The organism is Endozoicomonas sp., assembly GCF_051008435.1.
In the GTDB taxonomy this organism is placed as follows: Bacteria; Pseudomonadota; Gammaproteobacteria; order Pseudomonadales; family Endozoicomonadaceae; genus Endozoicomonas_A.
The window spans coordinates 1-24,512 of sequence record NZ_JBPCXO010000502.1 but is presented as its reverse complement, the minus strand read 5'-3'; the positions used below and the strand labels follow the sequence as shown (position 1 = coordinate 24,512).

General features: G+C 48.8%; 28 protein-coding genes. 19 read left to right on the top strand and 9 right to left on the bottom strand.

Annotation, left to right across the window (positions count from 1 at the left end; genetic code table 11):
• Positions 1-136 precede the first annotated feature (136 nt).
• Both ACR2PX_RS25100 and ACR2PX_RS25095 read right to left on the bottom strand, forming a co-directional pair.
• Complete coding sequence (locus ACR2PX_RS25100) at positions 137-826, bottom strand: hypothetical protein (protein WP_434002090.1); 690 nt, start codon at positions 824-826, stop codon at positions 137-139.
• A 138-nt stretch (positions 827-964) separates the two neighbouring features.
• The gene (locus ACR2PX_RS25095; protein WP_434002089.1) at positions 965-1,330 is read right to left on the bottom strand and encodes a VOC family protein; all 366 of its coding nucleotides are present in this window, start codon (positions 1,328-1,330) and stop codon (positions 965-967) included.
• 71 nt (positions 1,331-1,401) lie between these two features.
• Here ACR2PX_RS25095 and ACR2PX_RS25090 point away from each other — a divergent pair, with 71 nt between their 5' ends.
• The 8 genes from ACR2PX_RS25090 to ACR2PX_RS25055 all read left to right on the top strand — a co-directional run bounded on the left by ACR2PX_RS25090 (position 1,402) and on the right by ACR2PX_RS25055 (position 7,827).
• The gene (locus ACR2PX_RS25090; RefSeq protein ID WP_434002088.1) at positions 1,402-1,956 is read left to right on the top strand and encodes an RBBP9/YdeN family alpha/beta hydrolase; all 555 of its coding nucleotides are present in this window, start codon (positions 1,402-1,404) and stop codon (positions 1,954-1,956) included.
• 93 nt (positions 1,957-2,049) lie between these two features.
• Positions 2,050-3,180 carry a bifunctional diaminohydroxyphosphoribosylaminopyrimidine deaminase/5-amino-6-(5-phosphoribosylamino)uracil reductase RibD gene (gene ribD / locus ACR2PX_RS25085; RefSeq protein WP_434002087.1) on the top strand — a complete coding sequence of 377 codons (1,131 nt, stop codon included), beginning with the start codon at positions 2,050-2,052 and terminating at the stop codon, positions 3,178-3,180.
• Positions 3,181-3,200: 20 nt separating this feature from the next.
• Positions 3,201-3,866: a riboflavin synthase gene (locus tag ACR2PX_RS25080; protein ID WP_434002086.1), complete on the top strand. Its 666-nt coding sequence runs from the start codon at positions 3,201-3,203 to the stop codon at positions 3,864-3,866.
• 80 nt (positions 3,867-3,946) lie between these two features.
• Entirely contained in the window at positions 3,947-5,059 is a 1,113-nt protein-coding gene (gene ribBA, locus ACR2PX_RS25075) for a bifunctional 3,4-dihydroxy-2-butanone-4-phosphate synthase/GTP cyclohydrolase II (RefSeq protein ID WP_434002085.1), read from the top strand.
• Between the two features lie 226 nt (positions 5,060-5,285).
• Entirely contained in the window at positions 5,286-5,759 is a 474-nt protein-coding gene (gene ribH, locus ACR2PX_RS25070; RefSeq protein WP_434002084.1) for a 6,7-dimethyl-8-ribityllumazine synthase, read from the top strand.
• Entirely contained in the window at positions 5,698-6,243 is a 546-nt protein-coding gene (gene nusB / locus ACR2PX_RS25065; RefSeq protein ID WP_434002083.1) for a transcription antitermination factor NusB, read from the top strand. Before ribH ends, nusB begins: the two co-directional genes overlap by 62 nt.
• Positions 6,244-6,375: 132 nt before the next feature.
• Positions 6,376-7,344 (top strand): thiamine-phosphate kinase, encoded by a 969-nt coding sequence (gene thiL / locus ACR2PX_RS25060; protein ID WP_434002082.1) that lies wholly within the window; start codon positions 6,376-6,378, stop codon positions 7,342-7,344.
• Positions 7,345-7,353: 9 nt separating this feature from the next.
• Entirely contained in the window at positions 7,354-7,827 is a 474-nt protein-coding gene (locus ACR2PX_RS25055) for a phosphatidylglycerophosphatase A family protein (protein WP_434002081.1), read from the top strand.
• Between the two features lie 20 nt (positions 7,828-7,847).
• Here ACR2PX_RS25055 and ACR2PX_RS25050 read toward each other — a convergent pair whose 3' ends face one another.
• Positions 7,848-8,609: a hypothetical protein gene (locus ACR2PX_RS25050; RefSeq protein WP_434002080.1), complete on the bottom strand. Its 762-nt coding sequence runs from the start codon at positions 8,607-8,609 to the stop codon at positions 7,848-7,850.
• Between the two features lie 368 nt (positions 8,610-8,977).
• Here ACR2PX_RS25050 and ACR2PX_RS25045 point away from each other — a divergent pair, with 368 nt between their 5' ends.
• From ACR2PX_RS25045 to ACR2PX_RS25025, 5 genes are all read left to right on the top strand, one after another.
• On the top strand, positions 8,978-9,625 hold the full coding sequence (locus ACR2PX_RS25045; protein ID WP_434002079.1) for a retropepsin-like aspartic protease family protein: 648 nt from the start codon (positions 8,978-8,980) through the stop codon (positions 9,623-9,625).
• Positions 9,626-9,744: 119 nt separating this feature from the next.
• Entirely contained in the window at positions 9,745-10,338 is a 594-nt protein-coding gene (ribA, locus tag ACR2PX_RS25040; protein ID WP_434002078.1) for a GTP cyclohydrolase II, read from the top strand.
• A 183-nt stretch (positions 10,339-10,521) separates the two neighbouring features.
• Positions 10,522-10,797: a hypothetical protein gene (locus ACR2PX_RS25035; protein ID WP_434002077.1), complete on the top strand. Its 276-nt coding sequence runs from the start codon at positions 10,522-10,524 to the stop codon at positions 10,795-10,797.
• A gap of 35 nt (positions 10,798-10,832) precedes the next feature.
• On the top strand, positions 10,833-11,012 hold the full coding sequence (locus tag ACR2PX_RS25030; RefSeq protein ID WP_434002076.1) for a hypothetical protein: 180 nt from the start codon (positions 10,833-10,835) through the stop codon (positions 11,010-11,012).
• Positions 11,013-11,101: 89 nt separating this feature from the next.
• Positions 11,102-11,380, top strand: a complete 279-nt coding sequence (locus ACR2PX_RS25025) for a hypothetical protein (protein ID WP_434002075.1) — start codon at positions 11,102-11,104, stop codon at positions 11,378-11,380.
• Between the two features lie 295 nt (positions 11,381-11,675).
• Here ACR2PX_RS25025 and dxs read toward each other — a convergent pair whose 3' ends face one another.
• From dxs to ACR2PX_RS25010, 3 genes are all read right to left on the bottom strand, one after another.
• Positions 11,676-13,601, bottom strand: a complete 1,926-nt coding sequence (dxs, locus tag ACR2PX_RS25020) for a 1-deoxy-D-xylulose-5-phosphate synthase (RefSeq protein ID WP_434002074.1) — start codon at positions 13,599-13,601, stop codon at positions 11,676-11,678.
• Positions 13,602-14,020: 419 nt separating this feature from the next.
• Entirely contained in the window at positions 14,021-14,908 is an 888-nt protein-coding gene (ispA, locus tag ACR2PX_RS25015) for a (2E,6E)-farnesyl diphosphate synthase (protein WP_434002073.1), read from the bottom strand.
• Positions 14,909-14,911: 3 nt separating this feature from the next.
• On the bottom strand, positions 14,912-15,154 hold the full coding sequence (locus ACR2PX_RS25010) for an exodeoxyribonuclease VII small subunit (RefSeq protein ID WP_434002072.1): 243 nt from the start codon (positions 15,152-15,154) through the stop codon (positions 14,912-14,914).
• A 186-nt stretch (positions 15,155-15,340) separates the two neighbouring features.
• Between ACR2PX_RS25010 and ACR2PX_RS25005 the strand changes: the two genes are divergently transcribed.
• The gene (locus ACR2PX_RS25005; protein WP_434002071.1) at positions 15,341-15,949 is read left to right on the top strand and encodes a hypothetical protein; all 609 of its coding nucleotides are present in this window, start codon (positions 15,341-15,343) and stop codon (positions 15,947-15,949) included.
• 33 nt (positions 15,950-15,982) lie between these two features.
• Here ACR2PX_RS25005 and ACR2PX_RS25000 read toward each other — a convergent pair whose 3' ends face one another.
• Positions 15,983-17,455, bottom strand: a complete 1,473-nt coding sequence (locus ACR2PX_RS25000; protein ID WP_434002070.1) for an alanine/glycine:cation symporter family protein — start codon at positions 17,453-17,455, stop codon at positions 15,983-15,985.
• A 331-nt stretch (positions 17,456-17,786) separates the two neighbouring features.
• On the bottom strand, positions 17,787-19,277 hold the full coding sequence (locus ACR2PX_RS24995) for an alanine/glycine:cation symporter family protein (RefSeq protein ID WP_434002069.1): 1,491 nt from the start codon (positions 19,275-19,277) through the stop codon (positions 17,787-17,789).
• Positions 19,278-19,502: 225 nt separating this feature from the next.
• Here ACR2PX_RS24995 and ACR2PX_RS24990 point away from each other — a divergent pair, with 225 nt between their 5' ends.
• The 5 genes from ACR2PX_RS24990 (at position 19,503) to ACR2PX_RS24970 (ending at position 24,289) form a co-directional block, all read left to right on the top strand.
• Positions 19,503-20,933 carry a carbon starvation CstA family protein gene (locus ACR2PX_RS24990; RefSeq protein ID WP_434002068.1) on the top strand — a complete coding sequence of 477 codons (1,431 nt, stop codon included), beginning with the start codon at positions 19,503-19,505 and terminating at the stop codon, positions 20,931-20,933.
• A gap of 171 nt (positions 20,934-21,104) precedes the next feature.
• The gene (locus ACR2PX_RS24985) at positions 21,105-21,713 is read left to right on the top strand and encodes a hypothetical protein (RefSeq protein WP_434002067.1); all 609 of its coding nucleotides are present in this window, start codon (positions 21,105-21,107) and stop codon (positions 21,711-21,713) included.
• Between the two features lie 21 nt (positions 21,714-21,734).
• Positions 21,735-21,977: a hypothetical protein gene (locus ACR2PX_RS24980; protein ID WP_434002066.1), complete on the top strand. Its 243-nt coding sequence runs from the start codon at positions 21,735-21,737 to the stop codon at positions 21,975-21,977.
• Positions 21,978-22,178: 201 nt separating this feature from the next.
• Positions 22,179-22,664, top strand: a complete 486-nt coding sequence (locus tag ACR2PX_RS24975) for a hypothetical protein (RefSeq protein WP_434002065.1) — start codon at positions 22,179-22,181, stop codon at positions 22,662-22,664.
• A 194-nt stretch (positions 22,665-22,858) separates the two neighbouring features.
• On the top strand, positions 22,859-24,289 hold the full coding sequence (locus ACR2PX_RS24970; protein WP_434002064.1) for a carbon starvation CstA family protein: 1,431 nt from the start codon (positions 22,859-22,861) through the stop codon (positions 24,287-24,289).
• A gap of 124 nt (positions 24,290-24,413) precedes the next feature.
• Here the strand turns inward: ACR2PX_RS24970 and ACR2PX_RS24965 are convergent.
• Positions 24,414-24,512 (bottom strand): transposase (locus ACR2PX_RS24965; protein ID WP_434002091.1); only part of this gene is annotated, 99 nt, incomplete at its 5' end.

Sequence of the window (24,512 nt, the reverse complement as noted above, 5' to 3'; positions counted from 1 at the left end):
TCTTTTTCCGCCATGACAGCATTTTCTCGTCAGATCCAGGCAATAAGCATGAATATGACGAGAAAATGTGTCAGCCGAAAAAATAGCAGAGCGAGAAGCTCGACACTTTATGAAATTTCCGGGCTAGGGTTTGAAGTCAGAGCTTCATCTCTTTTGCCCAGATTTCTGATGCCTTCAGGTAATATTCGTGGCCTTTGGCCATTTCAGGTTCGACCTGCTGTCGCTTCTGCCTGCCGTTAATGTGTTCAATGTCGTCCAGTACGTCATCTTCGTTGATGTCGCCGGCCAGAAGAGCGATAACGCCTTCTGACTTTGCTAGCCACGGAGCAATTTCAGGTTGTCTGGCGACGACTTTGAGTCCTCGAACAAGACTGACTCTGACTTCTTGTTGAAGATTGTCCAGAAGATCAAGGCGTTCTCGATCTGAATGCGTTCTGGCAGTTTCATCATCGAGACTGTAATAAATATCGTCAAGCAGGCATTCCACCTTGCTACGGTAATGCTCCAGTGCACCAAATTCTTCCTCTGCTTCATGATAGGGCGAGTCACAGGGGCTCCAGCGTAGAGAGAGTTTCTGTTGATCACGGTTCAGAACGGAGTCTTTCATGTAGTAATCGGTGACATGATTCAGGCCTCTCTCGGTGGAAAAGGTAGAAAGAAGATAACCGACGTATTCTCCATTGTGGTACACACCCAGGCAGTAAAGTCCGTCTTTTTGATACCGTTGAATGATTCGACTGAATACAGGAGGCACTTCCCTGATCAGAGCCTGTTCCAATTCGGCCACCGCCTGTTTGAATTGTTTTATCCTGTCCTGATATTGCATGACGACTTCCCTATTGAATGCACTATCAGCTTAATGATTTTGCTCAGATAAGTCAGTGCACAAACCCGGAAAGCTCATAAAGTCGCTTTGATCTGGGGAAAGGTCACGAGAAACTCGACACGTCATGAAATTTCCGGGTTAAATCCTGAATTTTTCCGGATGTGGCCAGAGTTCGCTCTCTGGTCGATCAAACTGAATCAATTCAATCAGCGTTCTGCCGTCTTTTATAAAAGCGACGGTGACATGTTTAGCCGGACTCCGTGGTGCCAGAACCACCTCTTTGCCTTTCAATGCTGCTTCCAGATCCTCTACCTCGAAGGCAATGTGGGGTGTTGTTTTGATGATGTCCGGAAGACTATTGTCTTCGTCAAAGTTCATCCACTCCACAGCGTAGGGTGTCTCGAAGTAACCCGTTGCGTGCAGTTTCAGCTTTTCGTTGTAACAGTCATCCGGAAGTTTTTCCCGGGTGGGGATGCCGACATGATGAAAACGGAGTTTCTGCACTTTTTGCTTGTCCTCTGATCTATAGTTCAAACATTTCATTTTCAGCTGGACAGTATAGAGGGCACTGAAGAGTGAACATCATCCTGATACATGGCAATGGTGGCTGCACTGCCGACATGCACTGGTATATTTATCTTGAAAAAAAGCTGACCGCTCGAGGCTTTCCGGTTGTGAGAAAAACACTGCCTGATAATCAGGTGGCCCATGAATCTGTCTGGATTCCTTTTATAAGAGATCAACTGGGAGCCAGTAAAGACAGTATTCTGGTTGGGCATTCTTCTGGAGCTATAGCCGCTATGCGTTATGCAGAGCAGTATCCTCTGGCAGGAATGGTGTTGGTGAGTGCTTATGTTTCTGATCTGGGAGAGCCCAATGAGAAAGCGGGTGGCTGGTTCGATCGTCCCTGGCAATGGGAGGCAATGGGCAATCATGTACCCTGGGTGATCCAGTTTGCCTCGGTGGACGATCCCTGGATTCCTATCGATGAAGCTCGCTGGGTCCGCTCGCATTTGCATACAGAGTATTATGAGTATACCGATCGGGGGCATTTTATTGGTGACCGGGAGACCACAGTATTTCCTGAACTGGTGGAAGCTTTGGAGAGCAAACTATTGAGCCAGCCATAGCATTGAGTTGAGATATGTCTCCTGTGAGTGATGCTGGAAGCAAATCCCTATAAACTACTCCCTTTTTCTGACTTGATCCCGGAGCGTTTCCCAATGGCGTCTGCCATCGATCATGAAATGATGTCCCGTGCCCTGCAACTGGCACGTAAAGGGTTATACACCACGATGCCTAATCCCAGGGTAGGGTGTGTGATCATGAAAGATGGGGAGATAGTGGGTGAGGGCTTTCACGAGCGGTCGGGCGAGTCTCACGCTGAAGTTCATGCCCTGAATATGGCAGGTGATAAAGCTGAGGGGGCGACCGCCTATGTCACCCTTGAACCCTGCAGTCATTTCGGGCGAACCCCTCCCTGTGCAGAAGCGCTGATCAAGGCAAAGGTTGAGCGGGTCGTGGCGGCCATGGAAGATCCTAATCCTTTGGTGTCGGGCCGTGGCATGAACCGGTTGCGTGATGCCGGCATTCTGGTTGAGTCCGGAGTTCTTGAAGCGCAAGCCAAAGCATTGAACCCCGGATTCATTAAAAAAATGGTCAGCGGGCAACCTTATGTCCGATTGAAGCTGGCTATGAGTCTGGATGGCAGAACTGCGATGGAAAGTGGCGAATCCCAGTGGATTACCGGGCCCGCTGCTCGCAGTGAAGTTCAACAGCTCCGTGCACAAAGTGGTGCAGTTATTACCGGGGTTGGCTCCATTCTACAGGATAATTCTTCACTGACGGTCAGAGCAGAAGAACTGGGTTTGCCGGACGCTGAAAAGTTGGCTCGGAAGCAGCCTCTAAGAGTGGTTCTGGATTCATTCCTGAAAACCCCCGTAGACGCGAACGTTGTCACTGGGCCTGGAAAAGTTCTGATTGTGTGTACTGATCAGGCAGAACAAAATCGACAGGCTGAGCTGGAAGCCGCTGGCGCTGAAGTCCTCAGATTACCCTCCAATGCAGGGCAGGTGGATCTGCAAGCGTTGATGAGCGAGCTGGCCCGGAGAGATTGTCTGGAAGTTCTGCTGGAAACCGGCGCGACTCTGGCCGGTGCTGCTGTCAAAGAGGGGTTGGTGGATGAACTGATTGTGTTCATGGCCCCGGTTCTGATGGGATCCGCTGCCAGACCGCTGCTGACGATGCCTTTCCAGTCTATGTCCGAAAAGCTTGATTTGAATATCACGGATATCCGCGCGATTGGTGGTGACTGGAAAGTGACAGCGACCTTCAAAGAGAAAACAGATAACTGATTACTGGGGACTCATCATTCATGTTTACAGGTATTATCGAGGCTGTTGGCAGCCTGCAGAAAGTAGAATCCCGTTCCGGTGATCTGAGGTTGACGGTCAACTCGGGTCAACTGGACCTTTCTGATGTCAAACTGGGCGACAGTATTGCCACCAACGGCGTCTGTCTGACGGTGGTCGAATTGACCGGGCAGGGGTATGTCGCAGACGTTTCTGTGGAAACACTCGAATACTCTACTCTCTCTTCTCTGGCTGCAGGCTCTGCCCTGAATCTGGAAAAGGCACTGACGCCTTCAACCCGGCTGGGTGGTCATCTGGTCAGTGGTCATGTTGATGGTGTGGGGAAGGTGGTTTCCATTGAACCTTCTGGTCGCTCTACCGTCTACTGGGTCGAGGCGCCAGCCAATCTGGCCCGGTACATCGCTCATAAAGGATCCATCACTATCGATGGTGTCAGTTTGACGGTGAACAAGGTGGATGGTTGCCGGTTTGCCTTGAATATCGTGCCTCATACCCAGCAGGAAACCATCATCACCGGATACCGTGCAGGTACGGAAATTAATTTGGAAGTGGATGTATTGGCAAGGTATCTGGAAAGGTTGATGGACCCCAGTCTCAGAGAAGAAAGCGAATCTGCTCCTTCCAGTCTGACCGCTGGCTTTCTTGCTGAACACGGCTTTATGAAGTGACGGCTTCCAGCTTGGGAATGAAACCGTTAGAATAGGGCGGTTTCGCATACCGGATGTATAAAAACACACACGGGGGTGTTATGCAGCTTAACTCCATCGAAGAGATTATTGAGGATATTCGCCTCGGAAGACCGGTCATCCTGATGGATGACGAGGATCGTGAAAACGAAGGTGACCTGATAATCGCTGCTGAGAAGATCACTCCTGAGATCGTGAATTTCATGGCCCGGGAAGCCAGAGGTCTGCTTTGCCTGACCTTGACCGGAGAACGCTGTGATTTTCTGGGACTGCCGCCAATGGTGGGAACGGAAGACAATTCATCAGGTTTTGGTACGCCTTTTACAGTTTCTATTGAAGCTGCACAAGGGGTGACCACAGGTATTTCTGCCCATGATCGGGCCAAAACCATTCGGGTTGCAGTGGATCCACTGTCTCGTCCCGGTGATATTGTTCAACCAGGCCATGTGTTCCCGTTGAGAGCTCAGCCAGGTGGTGTACTCAGTCGTGCGGGCCACACTGAAGCGGGTTGTGATCTGGCTCGTCTGGCCGGTCTGACACCGGCAGCAGCCATTATCGAAATCATGAATGAAGACGGCACCATGGCCCGCCGTCCTGATCTGGAAGTGTTTGCCAAAGAGCATGATCTGAAAATCGGCACTATCGCTGATCTGATCAACTACCGGATCCTGAATGAAAAAACAGTCGATAAGGTGGAACAGCGTACGCTGGATACCGATTTTGGCCAGTTTGATATGACGGCTTACAAGGATTCCATCAGTGGGGCCACGCATATTGCTCTGACCAAGGGCTATATTACGCCGAATTCTCCGGCACTGGTGCGGGTTCATGCCATGGAACCTTTCCGGGATCTGCTATCTGCTCATCCAGAGAAAGGCAAATCCAGCTGGTCTCTGAATAAGGCCATGGCCCGTGTGTCCAGTGAAGGGCGTGGTGTGATTGTATTGCTGGATTCTGAGTCGAGACTGGATCTGGGAGGCGCTCTGGAACGTTTCTCTGAAGGCAAGAGTGGCAACAGCGGTATGTCCGGTGCTTACCTGACTATCGGAACCGGCTCACAGATTCTGCGTGATCTGGGAGTAGGTAAAATGCGTCTGCTCAGCTCACCGGTTCGCTTTGGTGCTCTCTCCGGATTTGATCTGGAAATTGTTGAATACATCTCGTGTGAAGACTGACCACGCTTCATGACTGAAAAAGCTTCGAATTGAAAGAAGCTTTTTCAGGCCGGTCGTCAGAGCGCTTTATTGAAAAAGTTGCGCTACCAGTTGCGCTACCAGTTGCGCTACCAGTTGCGCTACCTATGGCGCAAAAAGCTTTTAATCGCTCATGGCTGTTAAGACCTGTCCAACAGGTTCCTGAAAGGCAGTCTATCTGACATAAAGATTTATTGAGGAAAACGCTATGTCTTTGAAAACCATCGAAGGCTCTTTGCAAGCTAATGGTGGCAAGTATGCGATCGTTGTTGGCCGCTGGAATGCTTTTGTTGTAGAAAGTCTGCTCAATGGTGCTGTGGACAGCCTGACCCGTCATGGAGTTGCCCAAGAAGATATTACGATCGTTCGTTGCCCTGGCGCGTTCGAAATTCCACTGACTGTTAAGAAAGTTGCCAAAACCCAACGCTTCGACGCTATTATTGCTCTGGGTGCTGTCATTCGTGGAGGCACTCCTCACTTCGAATTCGTTGCAAACGAATGTGTGAAAGGTTTGTCACAAGTGAATCTGGACGAAGAAATTCCGGTGAGTTTCGGTGTTCTGACCGTAGACACCATCGAGCAGGCTATCGAGCGTTCCGGTACCAAGGCTGGTAACAAGGGTGAAGAGGCTGCTATGGCAGCTTTCGAAATGGTGTCCCTGCTCAAGAAACTGGAGGCCTGAGTTGTCCACTGAGAAGCAGGAAGCCGGGCAGAAATCTGCCCCGCGTCCAAAACCATCTGCCCGTCGTCGTGCACGTCAACTGGCGCTACAAGCGTTGTACCAGTGGCAGATGTCCCAGTCGTCCATCACTCAAATTGAAATGCAGTTCCGTGCGGACAACGATTTCAATAAAGTGGATGATGGCTATTTCCACGTGCTGCTGACCGGCATTGCCCGCGAAGCAAGCCGACTGGATGACGCTATGTCGCCGTTGCTGGATCGTCCGATTACACAATTGGACCCGGTTGAAATGGCGGCACTGCGCATTGGCTGTTATGAATTGATGAACCGTTCTGATGTTCCATATCGTGTGGTCATCAACGAAGCTATCGAGCTGGTGAAGCGGTTTGGTGCCCAGGATTCTCACCGTTACATCAACGGTATTCTGGACAAGCTAGCACCGCGTGTTCGTCCTGATGAAGTGCGCAACTTCCGTAAAAAGTAAAGAGTTGACAGATAGGAGTTAACAGTCGGAAGTATTCAGTTTACAGTTTGTTTTGAACGAATGACTGTTAACTGTACGCTTTAAACTGTTAACTCTTTATCCCCTGAACCAACCGCACCAGTGGGCTTGCTTATGGCTCTTGGCGAATTTGACCTGATTCGCAATTTCTTTGATCGTCCGGGTCTTCGATCTCATTTAAATGATGTCGTTGGTATAGGCGACGATTGCGCGCTTTTGTCTCTTCAACCTAACCAGCAACTGGCTCAGTCTCTGGATACCTTGGTTGAAGGCGTCCATTTCCCCCAAAAATGTGATCCTTGTCTCTTAGGCTATCGGGCTCTGGCGGTTAATCTCAGTGATCTGGCTGCAATGGGAGCCAAGCCCCACAGTTTTACGCTGGGTTTAACCCTTCCTGATTCAAACGATATCTGGCTTCAGTCATTTTCTGATGGTCTGGCAGAACTGGCTTCAGTGCACCAGGTTGGGTTGATTGGCGGGGATACCACCCGTGGACCCTTGACGATCTCAATACAGGTTCAGGGAACTTTACCCAAAGGCCAGGCCCTTCGTCGTAATGGTGCCAGAGTGGGTGATTTGATTTATGTCAGTGGTTACCTTGGAGATTCTGCAGGTGCATTGCCTGATGTTCTAAGAGGGGAGGGGCCGAAAAATGCCCGAACCAATGAACAAAGCTATTTGTTAGAGCGCTACTATCGGCCGACACCCAGAATCGCTTTGGGCCAATGGTTGTTGGAAAACGGTGCAACGGCTGCTTTGGATATCTCCGATGGTTTGCTGGGTGATTTGGGGCATATTCTCAAAGCCAGTCAGGTAGGCGCTGAACTGAAACTCTCATCGGTACCGGTTTCCAAAGAGCTGGAAGGTTTACTGGGTTCAGAAAAAGCCAGAGAGCTGGCTCTTACCGGAGGCGATGATTATGAGTTGTGTTTTACCTGGCCGGATCAAAAAAAGTTACAGCTTCCTGACAGTCTGCTGGCAGACAATCATGTAACCTGCGTCGGTCGTATAACTTCCTCATCTGGGTTGGTGGATGCCGAGACAGGTCAGCCACTTTCTCCCCAGGCTTATCAGCACTTTTAGTGATCCTCTATGAGTAAAATACCCTCAGTCTGGAAAAATCCGGTTCATTTTTTTGCCTTTGGTCTTGGCAGTGGCTTATCGCCTGTTGCGCCGGGAACATTTGGTACAGTGGCAGCTATTCCTTTCTATCTGATGTTCCAGTATCTCCCGCTCTGGAATTATCTGCTGGTACTGGCTGTGAGCATTGTTCTTGGTATCTGGCTTTGTGGAAAGACCTCCAGGGATCTTGGGGTACATGACCATCCGGGCATTGTCTGGGATGAGTTTGTCGGCTACTGGATTACCATGCTGCTTGCGCCCAGTGGCTGGGAGTGGGTACTGATAGGGTTTATTCTGTTCAGAATATTCGATATCTGGAAGCCCTGGCCCATTGGCTGGCTGGATAGAAAAGTACATGGCGGGCTGGGTATTATGATAGACGACATCATTGCTGGTATCTTTGCGCTTATTTCTCTTCAGCTTATTGCCCACCTGCTCCTTTGAGCAGGTGTTGCGGCCCGTTTCTATTCTTCTATATCTGAAGTCACTAGTTCACAACGAACCTTATAGTCATAGCAATGGTTGATTCTAGCTGTGCTACTGCTGCCCAGCAGGCTGAATTTTATGAGCAGGGCTGACACTTTTTTCTGAACCAGGTTGCTTTGTAGTTCATCCAGAGTGCATTGATCGATTTTATTCCTCGGAGCTCTCTGGCAATGTGGCAGGCCTGTCATCACCATATGCCCAATGTCATCTGAAATGGTTTTATTGATGACATCGTCTCTAATGGGCGCTATCTCAAACTGACCGACAATGGTTTGTTCCATCACTGTGTTTTCTCCAAAGGCGAGAGTCAGTCTGCTATTGATTGCTTCGCGAGGCGTGAAGAACTCACTGCTGATTTTGGATAACGTGAATTGACAGTACTCCGGATTTTCCATGCAGGAGTACTCCGTCCTGATGGTATTCAGATGGGCTCTTGAATAGGGCGACCAGACGAGGGTGGGTTGCAAATGAAAAATCGCAAGATCATTTTGGGGAGTCAGTTCTACTTCAAAATTACTGTAGCGACTATCGCTAATCCCATACACACAGCTGATCAGTTCCAGTGAATAATTGGCCCAGGACGCATGAGGTTTGTTCAGTGATTTCGTGATGTGAGCACTTTTAAAAATCAATGGCAGATCCAGATCAAATCGAGGTTCTGTTTCCGGGGGAAGACTGAACTCTGGTCGTTGATCCACTCGCCGGTACTGAAATTTAAGATGGTTCCACACCTTTGGCATTCCCGGTTGCAAGGGCACCCTACCTGTTTCCGCTGCTTCTGCAGTTGAAATGCTGTCTGGCAAAGGGCAGGTAAATAGGTATGCCAAGGCAGGTTTTGCAGCAAACAGTGTCACCGCAAGTAAACCAAGTCTAAGTGCTCGAATCACTTCTGTTTTTCTAATCATGGATCACCAAAGATAAATCGAAATTCCTTTTCCATTTGTGCAGGTTGTTAAACAGGTCTTGAGTTTAGTTCAATGACTTGACCCTGTAGCTTGCGGCACGGAAGATAGGGCCCAAATAGAATCGAGTCACAGTCAGTCATGAGCAATCGAGCCAGCCTTCGATTGCTTGTGGTGATAAAAGACTTCTTTAGAGTATAAAAATAATGAAATCAGTCTTCCCTTTCGGGTTGTTTGCCAGCCTGTTGTTTTTCTTTGCTTCGTTTGCCCATGCTGTCAACGTCAGGGTAGTGGCTCTGTTTCCGGAGAAGGCTCTGGTCTTCATTGATGGTGAGCGACAATTTCTCGAGGTGGGAGAAGGGCCGGTGAATGGTGTCCGGCTGATTGATGCCAGCAGCCTGAAAGCCCGGGTGGAAGTCAATGGTGTGGTGAAAGACTATTTTCTCAGCCGCGATATGGGCGACGGTATTCAGTCACCTGAGCTACTGACATTTCGAATCAATAGAAGTAACGAGGGGCAGTATCTGGCTCAGAGTGTTATCAACAATAACTCTGTTCAGGTACTGGTGGACACCGGAGCCAATGTTGTAGCCATCAATGCAGTTATTGCGGCCCGCCTTGGAGTAAACTACAAGGATGGCAATACGGTCAGAGTTGAAACCGCCAGCGGGGTCGTTAGAGGGTTTCAGGTTATGCTGGATTTCGTTTCCGTGGGAGGCATACGTGTGCCTAATGTAGAAGCAACTGTGATTGAAGGCAACAGTCCTGAAACGGTATTGCTGGGTATGAGCTATCTGAAGAATATCCGATTCAGTGAGGAAGGTGGGGTGATGACATTGCAGGCTCGTTATTAACTCGCCTGTAACATCCTGTACTGTTACAATCGCCCAGGAGTCTGTTGTTCTAATGGGTTTCGTGCTTAAAAAACATAGGTTTGACAGGCTCTTTGCACGACTGTCTTGAGGAGTAGTGAGTGTCTGTTCGTTACATTGCAGAGTCTCGCTTGCCCACCCCTTTCGGTGAGTTCATCATGCATGGATTTGAAGAGAGTGGCACTGGCAAGGAGCACCTGGCTCTCACCATGGGGGATTTAAGCCAGGGTGGTCCCGTCCTGGCACGGGTTCATTCAGAGTGTCTGACCGGAGATGCTCTTTTCAGTATGCGCTGCGACTGTGGTCCTCAGCTTGAGGCTGCCATGCGCAAGATCGCAGAAGCCGGACGCGGAGTCATTCTTTATTTGCGTCAGGAAGGCCGTGGTATCGGTCTGTTGAATAAAGTGCGGGCTTACCAGCTTCAAGATGCGGGGCTGGATACAGTAGAAGCTAATGAAGAGCTGGGCTTTGCCGCCGATTTGCGCAAGTACGATATGTGCAAGAACATGCTGGATCATCTGGAAGTTAAACAGCTGATTCTCATGACCAATAATCCCAAGAAGGTTGAAGCTCTGACCCGTCAAGGTATTGATGTGGTTCAACGTCAGCCTCATCAGACCGGACAGAATCCTCACAATGAGAAGTACCTGACCACCAAGGTTTGGAAACTGGGTCATTTGTACGATACTGCCTGACGTTTTGATGAGTCAGAAGCTTTGGCTTCTGACTGCTTTCTTGAACACTCCCTTTATCGTTGGAGTTGCCTTCAGCGACCGGTTTAATGTCAGACATTTAAATAATTCTGCATACTCTGCCCCTGTTTTTGAGTTTTTGACTATTCTTCAATCTCATTCATTCACAACTAAGTGGTAGTCAATATGGCTGGGCTCAACCAGATGAACCGTTTCCGTAAGGAATCTAACACTCTTAAAAGTGCAGCTAAAAAAGGGTATTCGCAGAGAGATCTGGTTTTCGAACTGACTAAGGACATGCATGATCCAGATTCCGCAAGTACTGTGGGGAAAGCTGCAGCTATTGTTGACTATCTGGCAGCTGTTAATGATAAAGCTACACCCGTGGCAGACGCTCTTGCTCGTCTGGAAGCGAATGCTAAAGATACGCCTGTTCCTGACAGTGGCCCAATCCCTGCGTAATTCTTTACACATGTCTCATATAACTGGAGCGAAGTATGAGTGATATTGATCTCATTAAAGCACAGCATAAAGCGCTGAGAGAATCTGTACAAAGTCTGCTTCGAGCCTTCGATGATTTAAAAAAAATCCTTCTGGAAGAGCAGGCCGTAATAGAGGCTCAAAGGCGCTTATTAAACAACAGTGATTCTCTGAAAGCTGACGCTACCTGTAAGTGACGGCTTTGGTGCACTTGAATTAAGTGCTAAGTATCTCTCTGTTATTCTTTGCTATGCTGATTGCTCCACACAAAGAATGAGTAAGTCCAGTGTTATTAGAAGCCAGAGTAGAGAAGCTTGAAGAGCAGCATAAGCAGATGGATGAAAATCTGCATAGCCTAGTTAAAGTTACTGCTGAGATAAAAAATATCTGTATGTCCAATCAGCATGATATAGCCACGGTAAGGGCCAGTATTTCAGCTTTAGCAGATGCTACACATGCTGGCTTCAAGAGAGCCGACGAACAGCACAATGAGTTCGTCAAAGAATCCCGTGAACGCTTCGATCAACTTGAACTTCTGATTCGTCAATCTATTCCCAGTAATTAATACCAGTCATACTTTCTAACTACCGTAATGACCGTGTTAATCTGGGCATCAGAATAAGGCTAAGTGAGGAGGGATTTAGGTTCAACGCAGAGCTGAACCTTGAATTATCTGTGTAATAGCGTAGTTAGAATGAGTGATTGGTATAACATGCGACTACCTCTCTAGCGTACCGATAATAAGGCCCGATAAATGATGTTGGTGAAGTCGAGATGAAGAAAGCTGTAAAGATTAGTTAGTAATGCAAGCCCAGACAGAAGTATCTGGGCTGTTAAAAAATAATAAAAATCTGCTTAAATTATGCCTGAGTCACCCTCGCTATCTTTATACTGCCCTTGAGGTTTCTTCCCAGTTTACTGGAAATAGCATTCTTGATGCCTTCAGCATCCAGTCCACACTCTGCCAGCTGCTGCTTATGGCTGGCGGCTTCAATGTACTCATCGGGAATGCCCAGGTGTATTACTGGAACATGAATACCCTGCTCATTCAGAAACTCGGAAACGGCTGAGCCTGCGCCACCGGCAATACAACCTTCTTCCAGAGTGACCAGTAGTTCATGATCTTTGGCCAATTGCTGAATGAGTTCTTCGTCCAGGGGTTTAACAAAGCGCATATTGGCAACAGTGGCATCCAGTTCATCTGCTGCTGCCAGGGCGTTCTGAAGTAATGTGCCAAATGAAAGAATGGCAACCTGCTGGCCCTGACGACGGATTTCACCTTTGCCAATGGTCATGGTTTCCAGATTTTCGCTGATCTCGACACCGGGTCCGGTTCCTCTTGGGTAACGGACAGAAGCAGGCCCCCGAAACTGATAGCCTGTCGATAACATACGACGTGTTTCGTCTTCATCCGAAGGCGTCATGACCAGCATTTCAGGAACACAGCGCAGGAAGGCAATATCGTAGCAGCCACCGTGAGTTGGGCCATCTTCCCCGACCATGCCTGCCCGGTCGATGGCGAAAAGAACATCCAGCTTTTGGACTGCGACATCATGAATGAGCTGATCGTAGGCTCTCTGCAGGAAGGTTGAGTATATAGCTACGACGGGTTTCATCCCTTCGCAGGCCATACCTGCTGCCAGTGTCACTGCATGTTGTTCAGCAATAGCGACATCAAAGTAACGATCAGGGTAATGATCAGCAAAGCGAATCAGGTCTGACCCTTCACACATGGCGGGGGTAATACCCACCAGTTTGTCGTCTTCTGCCGCCATATCGCACAGCCACTGACCAAAGACATTACAGTACTTGGGCTTTTTGGGCAGTTTGGGTTTTTCTTCGCTGGTTTTCGGGCTGGGCTCGAGTTTGGTGATGGCGTGATAACCGATAGGGTCTTTTTCTGCAGGTGTGAAACCTTTACCTTTGCGGGTAACAACGTGCAGGAATTGTGGGCCATCGAGATCTTTAAGGTTCTCTAGAGTATGAAGCAGCATGGGCAGGTCATGGCCATCAATGGGACCAAAATAGTTGAAGCCCATTTCTTCGAACAGAGTGCCGGGAATGATCATTCCCTTCATGTGTTCTTCGGTTCTGCGAGCCAGTTCCCAGGCGTGAGGAATGACATTCAGAACTTTTTTGCTGCCTTCACGAATATGATGATAGGTCTTGCTGGAAAGCACCTTGGTCAGATAGTTAGACAGTCCTCCCACGCTTTTCGAAATCGACATATCATTGTCGTTCAAAATGACCAGCATGTTGGCTTTGAGGTCAGCCGCATGGTTCATGGCTTCATAAGCCATACCAGCAGTCATAGAACCATCACCAATGACCGCGACCGTGCGTCGTTTTTCACCCTTCAGGCGGGCGCTGGTAGCCATGCCTAGTGCGGCGCTGATTGAAGTGCTGGAGTGACCCACACCAAAGGTGTCGAATTCACTTTCGTCTCTTTTGGGAAAGGCTGCCAGGCCGTCTTTCTGACGAAGGGTGCCCATTCTGTCTTTTCGACCCGTCAGAATTTTATGAGGATAGGCCTGATGGCCAACATCCCATACCAGTCGGTCGTAGGGTGTTTCGAAGAGATAGTGCAGGGCGACAGTCAGTTCAACAACACCCAGCCCGGCACCAAAGTGCCCACCCACCTGACCAACGGAGTAGAGCAAAAATTCTCTGAGCTCATGGGCCAGCTGGGGCAGATCGGCTTTTTCAAATTGGCGCAGCTGGTCGGGTGTATCGACCCGGTCCAGCAAAGGGGTATCAGGCTTTGTTTTGGGTATTTCGTGAAACATGTTTGCTTGCGATCCAGGCCTCTCAGCCATAAAAGCGACGCTTGAAGACAGATACTCAATCAGCCTTCTGGTCCCAAGCCGCTTTTCGAAAATTCGATGTAGTTCCTCAATCACCATAACCTGTATGGGATGGGAAGGGGAAGCCTCAAGGCTTCCGGTAGCCAGTCAGGAATGTGGATAGCAAATGCCTGACAGCTTCCTGAGGCCTGACCGGGAATAGTGTTCGGCCTGCCCCCTGAAGATTTTTTTACCAGGGAATTATAGGATTGTACCTGAACAGGAGGTTTTTACTATGGAAATACTGTTATTACTCCTGAATCAGACACTTGCATGATGCTGTTTTCCGCAGAAAGATTGCGCTATGGCGCTTTTTCTTGCTTAAGAAAGCAGCAATATGCTTCCTGTGAATCATGTTTTCATCAATGCGAACGCTGAATCACATATTCTGCCATCTGCCTGAGAAACTTAGCCCGATCCCCAAAGCTTTCAAGGGAGTGAATAGCCTGTTGGCAAAGAGAACCTGCCAGCTCTCTGGCACCATCCAGTCCCATGAGAGCAACATAGGTGGGCTTATTCAGTGCCACATCTGCCCCCTGCTGCTTGCCCAGCACTTCGGTGTCAGCAGTGACATCAAGAATGTCATCCTGTACCTGAAAAGCCAGGCCAATGGCATCAGCGTATCGGGTGAGGTTAGTCAGCTGCTCGCTGTCAACGTTACCGCTTGAAAGTGCTCCCATAATAACGCTGGCACGGATCAGAGCCCCGGTTTTGTGGCTGTGCATCAATTGCAATTGCTCTTGATTCAGAGAGCTGCCCACTGAGTTCAGGTCCATGGACTGTCCTCCGCACATGCCAGCATAACCAGAAGCCTGGGTCAGTTCTCTAACCAGTCTCAGACGAACATGATCGGGTAGATCATGGCCAGGAGAAGTCAGTACTTCAAAAGCCAGAGTTTGCAAAGCATCACCTGCGAGGATCGCTGTGGCTTCATCAAAGGCTTTGTGACAGGTAGGCTTACCTCTGCGAAGATCATCGTCGTCCATGGCAGGAAGGTCATCATGAACCAGAGAATAGGCATGGATCAATTCGACAGCGCAGGCAGGAACATCAGCCTGGATGGGCTGGCCACCCAAGGCTTCAGAGGCCGCATAGACCAGGATGGGGCGAATGCGTTTACCACCGTTGAAGACAGAATAAGACATGGCTTCAACCAGTCGGTTACTGACCTGGCTGTTGCTGGGGAGAATGTTGTGAAGCTGCTCATCAACGCGGTTTTGATAACCCTTGATGTATTCCAGCAGTGTCATGAATTATTCGCCTTCTGTCTGATCGAACGGACGGGTTTCCAGTTGACCCTGATTTTCCAGAAGTTGCTGGACTCGCTGTTCTGCTTCGGTCAGGGCTTTTTGACATTCACGTGTCAGCTTTACCCCTTTTTCAAAGGCTTTCAGGGACTCTTCCAGTGACATATCACCGGATTCCATTTGCTGTACCAGTGCGTCCAGTTCAGTGAGCGACTGTTCAAAGGCAAAGCCCTGCTTTTTTTCCGGCATGCTCAGAAACCTTTCCATTTGCTTAAAGAGGGAATACCTGCCTTTGGGGTGACCAGTGACAGCCAGAGCGCTTGGATCATGGCTGGGATTGGCCGATAACCAGTCTAGAATCCTGATCGAGAATTGCGCCCTAGCTGTCTATTCTCGGTCAGGATCCTCACGAATGGTAAAAAGGATGGTACCCATATGGATAATTTAAAACGGGCTCAAGCATACCACAAATCCAGATTGGGACAGATTCTGGTGACCCGGGGCTACGTCACGGAAGAGAAAATCAGTGAGGCGATTCAACTACAGAAAGAAACCGGGGAGAAGCTGGGTGAGATTCTTCTGCAGAACAAGTGGGTATCACGCTGGCAGTTGAGAAGAGCCTTGTCGAACCAGACTCGGATGCGCTTTGCGGCCTCACTGACCCTGGCGCTGTTAAGTCCTCTGGAATCTGTTTCTGCAGCCGGTGAGCCGAAAGAAACAGCCACAAAGGATGAGCAGATAAGATGGTTCTCAACGCTGGAGAACTCTTTACCTGAAGGGGAGAGTATTAAGCAGCTGTCTTATGATGCAGAGAGTGCACGGGTAGACATTCGAACCACAGGAGAAGTAAGTCTAAAAGTCCCTTGCTCTGCTGGTGAAATATTGATTGATCATTTACGCCTGAGGAGCAGTGCTGCGGGTGGGAAAGACGTTCTGGAGTTGGATGATATCGACCTGAGTAATATAAAGATCAGGGTGAGGAGTGTCTTCAAAAGAAAAGGAGGCCAAACCGACGGTTCGGCCTTGGGAGCCTGTCAAACTTAATGCTTTAAAGCTTAAGTCCAACAGGCTTCAGGATTATTCAGCAGCCAGTCTGGCTTTGACTTCCGCTACATTGGCAGGCTGAGCGTCACCAGCGTTGTGTTCCTGCCACACATCCTTATCCATGGTTTTATCCAGGAATGGGAATTTCTTGCGGTTAAACACAGGAACAACACCGTCAGCAATCTGTTCGTCAAAGTCTTTCAGGACTTGCATGACGATACCTGACAACAGCAGGATAGCGGCAATGTTGATCAGGGCCATGACACCCATGGACAGATCGGCAAAAGCCCATACCGTCGGCAGGTTACCAATAGCTCCCCAGAACACCATCCCCATTACCGCCAGGCGATAAACCATCAGCAGGGGCTTGCTGTTTTTGATGAACAGCAGGTTGGATTCGCCGTAGTAGTAGTTGGCAATGATGGAAGTGAAAGCAAAAAGCAGAATAGCTATTGCAACCAGGTGCCCACCCCATGGACCAATCTCGCTGGACAGTGCAGCCTGGGTCAATTCGACGCCGGTTAGACCACTGCCAGGTTCCAGCATGCCGGACATCAAAATGATGGCTGCAGTGGCGGTACATACAACAATGGTGTCCAGGAATACGCCCAGCATTCCCATCATGCCCTGATTAACCGGGTGAGTAGAGTGTGCTGTAGCTGCGGCATTTGGGGCGCTACCCATACCCGCTTCATTAGAGAACAGTCCACGCTTGATGCCCTGCATCATAGCCTGGGAAACCATGTAACCCACGCCACCACCCATGGCTGTTTCAAGGCCAAAAGCACTCTTGAAAATCAGGGTGAACACAGCAGGCAGCTCGGACACATTCATGGCGACAACGATCAGAGCTACGGCCAGATAGCCCAGTGCCATGACAGGGACAATCATTTCAGCCACTTTGGAGATGGAGCGAATACCACCAAAGATGATCACACCGCTGACCAGTACAAGTCCGATACCAATGAATTCAGGCGCAATGTCGTAACTACTGAACGCAGCAGCGATAGAGTTGGACTGAACGCTGTTGAAAGCAAATCCAAAAGCAATAATCAGGGAGATGGAGAAGGCAATGCCCATCCAGCGTTGTCCCAGAGCTTTCTGCATGTAATAAGCGGGACCACCACGATAGGTGCCGTCGCCGTTATTGGTTTTGTAAATCTGAGCGAGGATATTTTCTGCGAAACTGGTTGCCATACCTAACAGGGCAATCAACCACATCCAGAAGATCGCACCGGGGCCACCCAGGTAGATAGCGACCGCAACACCGGCCATATTACCGGTACCAATACGGGCTGCAAGGCTGGTGCAGAATGCCTGGAATGCTGAAATCTGTTGGTTGGAGTTAGTGGCACGACTGCCCATCATGGTTTTGGCAGCCAGACCGAAGCGGCGGAACTGGACGAAACGGGTACGAACAGTGAAGAAAATACCGGCTCCCAGAAGCAGGTAAATCAGGACGCTTCCCCAGAGAATATTGTTCGATGCAGAAATAAAATCGTTCATAGCGCTTCCGGATTATTTATATGCCCAGAAGTTTGTTTGTAATCAACTTTATATAATATAAGTGAATAAACTGTGGCGGCCAGGTATAAACACCTCCTCTCTGGGTCAGCATAAAGTAAAGAAATATCAGCCAGTTAGTAGCTGCTATCAGTTGCAGGAGGCTCTGGATAGTTTCGGCGGGTGGTCTGAATTGCAGGTGTTAACGCGCATTCTTTTAAGGGTTTTTATCTAGATAATCCATCTTCATTAATGTTGAACAATAATGTTATCTATTTGATGGGTGGCTTTTCACTTGCTGAAAAAGCCACCAGAATCAGTGATGGTTATTTATTCAGAGGCCTTCTGCTTCAGGCAGGTCTGGAGCGGGAGCACCATTATCATCGTCATCTATATTGTCGGGTTTATCAGGCTGAATCCAGACATTGGCATCCATTGTCTGATTCAAAAAGGGGAATCGTTCACGGTAAAAAACAGGGGTTCGGCCCTTTTTAAATTGTTGGTCATAATCTTTCAGAACCTGCAGAGCAGGTCCTGACAACAGTACAATGACAATGAGATTAATCAGTGCCATCAATCCCATGGCAAGATCAGCAATAATCCAGACTGCTTCCAGACTGCTGACAGCACCCAGATAGACCAGCAAGATCACAACACATCGATAGGCCAGCAGCCATTGAGGGCTGTTCTTCATGAATAGAAGGTTGGATTCACCGTAATAATAATTAGCTACCACGGAAGTGAAACCAAAGAAGAGAACCGCGCCCATGATAAACCATTCACCCCAGGTCCCTACCAGATCTCCCATGGCTGCCTGAGTCAACTGAATACCGTTTAGAGTATTACCGTTTTCCAGCTGACCTGAGAGCATGACAATGGCTGCGGTTGCCGTACAGATAACAATGGTGTCAATGAAGACACTGGTCATGGAAATAATGCCTTGAGCTGCAGGGTGGTGAGGCCAGGGAGTCGCTGTTGCGGCTGCGTTGGGACCACTGCCCATACCCGCTTCATTGGAAAAGAGGCCTCGCTTGACTCCCTGCATGATGGCCTGAGCCACCGAGAAACCTATGCCTCCGCCAACCGCCTGCTCCAGGCCAAAGGCATGATTGAAAATCAGGGCTAAGACCGCTGGCATTTCATCAATACGACTGACGACGATATAAAGAGCGATAAACAGATAGGTCAGAGCCATCAGAGGCACGACCATCTCGGCAAACCGGGTAATCGTTTTAATGCCCCGGAAAATAATCAGCCCTGTAATGACGGCCATGGCCAGGCCAACTTGTTCCGGGCTCAGATAATTAGTGGCAGTCAGAGAGGCGGATACCGAGTTGGCATGAACCGCATTGAAAACAAATCCAAAGGCGATCAGTAGCAGGCTGGAAAAAATAACGCCAAGCCAACGGAGTCCCAAAGCTTTCTCTATATAGTACGCAGGTCCACCTCGAAAGGTGCCGTCATTATTATTGGTTTTATAAAGTTGAGCCAGAGTGTTTTCTATATAGCTGGACGACATTCCCAGAACCGCTACCACCCACATCCAGAAAATCGCCCCTGGCCCACCTATATAAATGGCGATAGCAACACCCGCCAGATTGCCGGTGCCTACATGGGCGGCCAGTGAAGTACACAGTGCCTGAAAAGAGGAAATCTCGTTTTTGTCCGTTTGCCGGGAACTGAACATGATTTTCCAGGCATGAAAAAAGTAGCGAACCTGAACAAATCGACTGCGGAGTGTGAAATAAACGCCTGCGCCTAACAGTAAATATATGAGTATGTACTCCCAGAGTAAACGGGTAGCGAGATCGATCAGGCTGCTCATACGATGTTCCGAAACTGGGATGTCCAGATAGCTTAGCAGAAGGTATTTGAGTGCATGTTCAAATGTGGCGACTAATGAATTACCGAACTTGAAAACTATTTGTTGCTTCAAGTCAATTTACAAAATCCTTAAGTTGTTAGAGTTCCCTCGACTCTGAACAATCTATGAACACTTAAGCCTCAGCCTGCTTTCCCAAAGCTGACAAAAGAGGCTGGGGGTATGGGGATGACCAGCTTTATCACAGCACTTCTGGCACTGGTGGCCGGATATTTTATTTATGGACGGGTGGTAGACCGTATCTTTGGTGTTGAGCCTGATCGCAAAACACCTGCTTTAACTAAAACCGACGGCGTCGATTATGTACCTTTACCGTGGTACAAGATCTTTCTGGTCCAGTTTCTGAACATCGCCGGACTCGGTCCTATTTTCGGTGCGATTATGGGGGTCCTCTATGGTCCTTCTGCTTTTCTGTGGATTGTTTTTGGCTGCATTTTTGCCGGCGGTGTTCATGACTACCTCTCCGGCATGCTGTCCATTCGCCATGGTGGTCAGTCCATTCCAGAAATTGTGGGTACCTATCTGGGCGAAGGTTTCCGCAAATTCATGCGAGGCTTTTCTGTAATCCTTCTGGTGCTGGTCGGCGTGGTCTTTATGATGGGCCCCGCCGGTTTGCTGGCAAACCTGGGCGGTGAAGGCATGCTGGCAAAAAGTGGATTTTGGCTGTCGATTATTCTGGCTTACTACTTTATTGCAACCATCCTGCCTGTGGATAAGTTGATCTCCAAGGTATACCCACTCTTTGGCGCCACACTGCTGATTATGGCGGTAGGTGTCGGCGGTATGCTGATCGTTAAGGGGCTGCCTATTCCTGAAGTTGGAGCGGATACTTCTCATCCTGCAGGATTGCCCATGTGGCCAATGCTGTTCGTGACCATTGCCTGCGGTGCGATCAGTGGTTTTCACGCAACCCAGTCACCCATGATGGCCCGCTGCCTGCCCACTGAAACTTATGGTCGTCGTGTCTTTTATGGTGCCATGATTGCCGAAGGTGCGGTGGCCCTGATCTGGGCAGCAGCAGCTATGGCTTTCTTCCCAAATGGTATTGAGGGACTGAATGACGTTCTGTCCCAGGGTGGTGCAGGGCTGGTGGTGAAGGAGATTTCTGTTGGCTTGATGGGAACGTTTGGTGGGTTACTGGCCATCCTGGGTGTGATTGCCTGCCCGATTACCTCTGGTGATACTGCGTTCCGCAGTGTCAGGCTGATCATTGCTGATGCTCTGAATATGGAGCAGACTTCTACCCGTAATCGTCTAATGCTGGCTGTTCCTGTTTTTGCCATTGGTTTTGCACTAACGTTCGTTGATTTCAATATTATCTGGCGCTACTTCGCTTTCTCTAACCAGTTGTTGGCCACTATTGTTCTTTGGGCTGCTTCCATGTATCTGGTTCAGAATGGCAAATGGCACTGGTTGACGACTGTGCCTGCTGTTTTTATGACTGCAGTGTGCGCTACTTATATAGTGATGGCTCCAGAAGGTTTGGGTCTGTCTACGGCAGTCGCTTACCCAGCAGGTATCGCAGGAGCATTATTAAGCTTTGTTCTCTTTATTGTCCGCTCTCGTCGCCTGACGGTCAGTACAGCAGCCGCTGCCTGATTCTGTAGAATGCTTCAATCACATTCCTGGCAGGGAATGTGATTGAGAACTTACGTTCGTTCTTTTATTTGGCGTAGCCTGAAGCCTTTAACTATCCTCTCCTAGCAGCCCGTCACAGATAAATGTGATTTCTATTCCCCACCGGTTTTTTCTCAGTTCATGGAGACTCCCATGAGAGATCTGATTCGTATTGCCTGCCAGATGATTGCTGTGCTTATCTTTCTTCAGTCTTCAGTGAATGCTGATGATACTGATTCAACTCAAATGGATCTTGGTATGGGGTATTCCTCAGATGAAGGCAGAGTGCTGGGAGCCAGTTGTCTGAAGCCAGGCAAGATCAGTCATATTGGCAGTGCAGTTGGAACTGTACACTTTGGCAGGCAGGTTTCATCCAGTGATGTTCAGTTAAATCTGGGAGTCAATCTGGATGGTTCGGTCAGTTACGATGTTTTCACGGGCAGTGCCAAGGTGAAATATGCACTGGAAACCGGGGAAGACAAGAGAGTCGAAACCTATACCTTTGTTGAAACCGTAGTGTCCGGTGCCAGCAGTATGAGTACTGCCGGAGTGGCTGAAGAGGCCCTGAACGAATTGTGGGGCAGTCAGCCTATTCCAAAGGGCCAGAGCAGTTTCGTGCCACGTGCGGTGACCGGTTTGTGGAATCAGCCAATACCGGGGGCAGCTTGCTGGTTTCTTTTCGGGGCAATTTTGACAGTGAGTACCAAAAGCACAATTTTGAAGAAGAATCCTCCGTCAAGTATGCCGCCATCGGTAATCTGATGGACTCACTGAAAGTGGCTCATGAAAAATCCAGTGTCCATGGGTATGTTGAGATTATGGCCATGCAGTTGGGGGGGGGCTCCCCAGTCGCTGGCAAAGTTGTTTGTGGGAAAAGATAAAAATGAAGAATATTTTGTCACCTCATGCCAGCTCAAGGATCTGGACAAGTGTAAAGAACTGGTGGGACAGATTCTCGATTATGCGGCCAATGACTTTTCCAGTCAGATAACGGATGCAGAGGCGAACGGCAGTAATCCCGTTTAATACAGTTATCGTTCTTATGGCGATATAAAGCCAAGGAAGCGGCTGAGTTCAATAAGTCCCAGCTGATGAGCCTTAAAGGCGGTATAAAAACCTGTTTCAGTAATATTCCTGACTGCAAGGAAACCGCCGAAGCTATTGTGAAAAACTGGAAAGAGGTGGATTCACAACTGTTAAGTGAATTGTCCGATGCCTGGTATTTCCATGACGAGAGCGGGGCCGATCTGCCTATTCTCGGTCAGGCTCCTAGGCAGTACCGATGACGATCTGGATTTGACGGGTGACCTGGCTTTAGGTGGTCATACCGATGTTTATACTGGCCCTATTACATTTCTGGATAGAACGTACACGGTTAGTTTTCGCAAAGTAGAAAACCCCATTTATATTGGTGGCTCAGAAAACAGTTGCCACAGGGTATTGGTGGAAGCGGGCTCTATTGGCTGTGTGTTGCATGTTTATACCAAAGATAACCCCAGAATTTGCGGCGGAAATGAAGATGAATCTCTGGCTATAGGGACCAGCAGAGTGCTCTCTGTCAGCGAGGGCGTCAAGCTCAGCCTGGGGTGTAAGCTAATGCCAGGCCATAAGGAACTCAATGTCCTTCGCAGTGGTCATATACATTGCTCCGGTGTGGATAAACCTCACCCTGATTGCGACTGGGTGAAATTACCGGAAGCAGAGCAACAATAAAGTTATTCTGTGTAGCTTGCTTGATCACCGTTTACATAAATAAATCGTATAAACGATGGGCCGGGAATGACTATGATTTCATACTTGAAAGTTGAATAACTGCTCAAATCAAAACAGAGAAATTGGATTTACCATAGAAGAGCCGGTATGAGGGGATCCGTATCTTCAACAATTAATCGATGGAGATATGGGGTATGAACAGTTTTATACTGGCTCTGGTCGCTCTGATTGCAGGTTACTTCCTGTACAGTCAGTTTGTGGAGCGCTGCTTTGGTATCGATACTGAAAGGCTAACTCCTGCAATGGAAAGAGCTGATGGTGTCGATTATGTAGTCCTGCCCTGGTACAAGATTTTCCTAATCCAGTTCCTGAATATCGCCGGTCTCGGGCCAATATTTGGGGCCATTCTGGGAGCGTTATATGGTCCTGTCGCCTTTATCTGGATTGTATTCGGCTGCATCTTTGCTGGGTCTGTGCATGATTATTTTTCGGGAATGATGTCTGTCAGACACCAGGGACAAAGCATTCCAGAAATTGTGGGCTTCTATCTTGGGCCACGTGTTTGCCAATTTATGCGGCTATTGTCGGTTGTTCTGCTCTTGTTGGTGGGCACTGTATTTATGGTCGGACCCGCGTCATTGCTCAGTAATCTGGGCTTTACCGGTGTGTTTGCCGATAAGACATTCTGGTTGATGGTCATCCTTGCCTACTATTTTTTGGCCACTATCCTGCCTATCGATAAAATTATTGCCCGTATTTACCCTCTTTTTGCCATTGCCTTGTTGTTCATGGCGTTTGGTATTGGTGGCATGTTGGTCATCAAAGGACTCCCTGTTCCGGAAATCGGAACACCTTCTGCGCATCCTGATGGGCTCGCTGTCTGGCCCATGCTCTGTATCACAATTGCCTGCGGGGCGATCAGTGGTTTTCATGCAACCCAGTCGCCATTAATGGCACGTTGTATTCCCAACGAAGTGTATGGCAGAAGAGTGTTCTACGGCGCCATGGTAGCTGAAGGTGTGGTTACTCTGATCTGGGCCGCAGCTGCTATGGCCTTTTTTCCAAACGGTATAGAGGGTCTGTCAGAGATTCTGGGTCAGGGAGGGCCATCGCTGGTTGTGAATGAAATTGCTATTGGTCTGATGGGATCACTGGGAGGTATGTTAGCCATTCTGGGTGTCATAGCCTGTCCGATCACTTCAGGTGATACTGCGTTCAGAAGCCTGCGTTTGATCTTTGCCGATATGTTTGGGATCAAGCAGACCGGTATGGTACGTCGGCTGATGTTAGCCGTTCCATTATTTCTGGCAGGCTATCTGCTAACTCTGGTCGACTTCTCGATTATCTGGCGTTACTTCGCATTCTCCAATCAGGCATTAGCCACAATAGTACTTTGGACTGCTGCCGTTTATATGGTGCGCCAGATGCGTAACTTCTGGGTGGTTCTGATTCCTGCAGGCTTTATGACAGGGGTTTGTTCTACTTATATTCTGATGGTGCCTGAAGGGTTTGCTCTATCCGCTGATATCGCCTGGCCCACAGGTATTGTTTTGGCTCTGTCTTCGGTAGTAGCTTTTGCCGTTAAAGCCACCATGAAGGATGAAAACGATGAAGAGTTGGTCTGAGCACCTTCCCATCAAAAACATCCCAGTCAGCCTCTGGTAATAGAAGAAGGACCTCTCTATTATCGGTTGAGCGTAAAACCCCGTACTTTGAGTGCGGGGATGTAAGCTCGTCGACGATAGCCGACTAATGCGGTGTTCTCTGCTGCTGAACGTACTGTTTGATGACTTCTATAGGAGCGCCACCGCAGCTTGCAGCAAAATAACTTGGACTCCATAGTGCCGA

Excerpts from the sequence above, each read along its gene's own strand:
- ACR2PX_RS25100 (WP_434002090.1), bottom strand. The coding sequence starts at position 826 with ATGCAATATCAGGACAGGATAAAACAATTCAAACAGGCGGTGGCCGAA.
- ribD (WP_434002087.1), top strand. The coding sequence starts at position 2,050 with ATGGCGTCTGCCATCGATCATGAAATGATGTCCCGTGCCCTGCAACTG.
- ACR2PX_RS25080 (WP_434002086.1), top strand. The coding sequence starts at position 3,201 with ATGTTTACAGGTATTATCGAGGCTGTTGGCAGCCTGCAGAAAGTAGAA.
- ribBA (WP_434002085.1), top strand. The coding sequence starts at position 3,947 with ATGCAGCTTAACTCCATCGAAGAGATTATTGAGGATATTCGCCTCGGA.
- ribH (WP_434002084.1), top strand. The coding sequence starts at position 5,286 with ATGTCTTTGAAAACCATCGAAGGCTCTTTGCAAGCTAATGGTGGCAAG.
- thiL (WP_434002082.1), top strand. The coding sequence starts at position 6,376 with ATGGCTCTTGGCGAATTTGACCTGATTCGCAATTTCTTTGATCGTCCG.
- ACR2PX_RS25055 (WP_434002081.1), top strand. The coding sequence starts at position 7,354 with ATGAGTAAAATACCCTCAGTCTGGAAAAATCCGGTTCATTTTTTTGCC.
- ACR2PX_RS25050 (WP_434002080.1), bottom strand. The coding sequence starts at position 8,609 with ATGCCAAAGGTGTGGAACCATCTTAAATTTCAGTACCGGCGAGTGGAT.
- ACR2PX_RS25045 (WP_434002079.1), top strand. The coding sequence starts at position 8,978 with ATGAAATCAGTCTTCCCTTTCGGGTTGTTTGCCAGCCTGTTGTTTTTC.
- ACR2PX_RS25035 (WP_434002077.1), top strand. The coding sequence starts at position 10,522 with ATGGCTGGGCTCAACCAGATGAACCGTTTCCGTAAGGAATCTAACACT.
- ACR2PX_RS25030 (WP_434002076.1), top strand. The coding sequence starts at position 10,833 with ATGAGTGATATTGATCTCATTAAAGCACAGCATAAAGCGCTGAGAGAA.
- dxs (WP_434002074.1), bottom strand. The coding sequence starts at position 13,601 with ATGTTTCACGAAATACCCAAAACAAAGCCTGATACCCCTTTGCTGGAC.
- ispA (WP_434002073.1), bottom strand. The coding sequence starts at position 14,908 with ATGACACTGCTGGAATACATCAAGGGTTATCAAAACCGCGTTGATGAG.
- ACR2PX_RS25010 (WP_434002072.1), bottom strand. The coding sequence starts at position 15,154 with ATGCCGGAAAAAAAGCAGGGCTTTGCCTTTGAACAGTCGCTCACTGAA.
- ACR2PX_RS25005 (WP_434002071.1), top strand. The coding sequence starts at position 15,341 with ATGGATAATTTAAAACGGGCTCAAGCATACCACAAATCCAGATTGGGA.
- ACR2PX_RS25000 (WP_434002070.1), bottom strand. The coding sequence starts at position 17,455 with ATGAACGATTTTATTTCTGCATCGAACAATATTCTCTGGGGAAGCGTC.
- ACR2PX_RS24995 (WP_434002069.1), bottom strand. The coding sequence starts at position 19,277 with ATGAGCAGCCTGATCGATCTCGCTACCCGTTTACTCTGGGAGTACATA.
- ACR2PX_RS24990 (WP_434002068.1), top strand. The coding sequence starts at position 19,503 with ATGACCAGCTTTATCACAGCACTTCTGGCACTGGTGGCCGGATATTTT.
- ACR2PX_RS24985 (WP_434002067.1), top strand. The coding sequence starts at position 21,105 with ATGAGAGATCTGATTCGTATTGCCTGCCAGATGATTGCTGTGCTTATC.
- ACR2PX_RS24980 (WP_434002066.1), top strand. The coding sequence starts at position 21,735 with ATGAAAAATCCAGTGTCCATGGGTATGTTGAGATTATGGCCATGCAGT.
- ACR2PX_RS24975 (WP_434002065.1), top strand. The coding sequence starts at position 22,179 with ATGACGAGAGCGGGGCCGATCTGCCTATTCTCGGTCAGGCTCCTAGGC.
- ACR2PX_RS24970 (WP_434002064.1), top strand. The coding sequence starts at position 22,859 with ATGAACAGTTTTATACTGGCTCTGGTCGCTCTGATTGCAGGTTACTTC.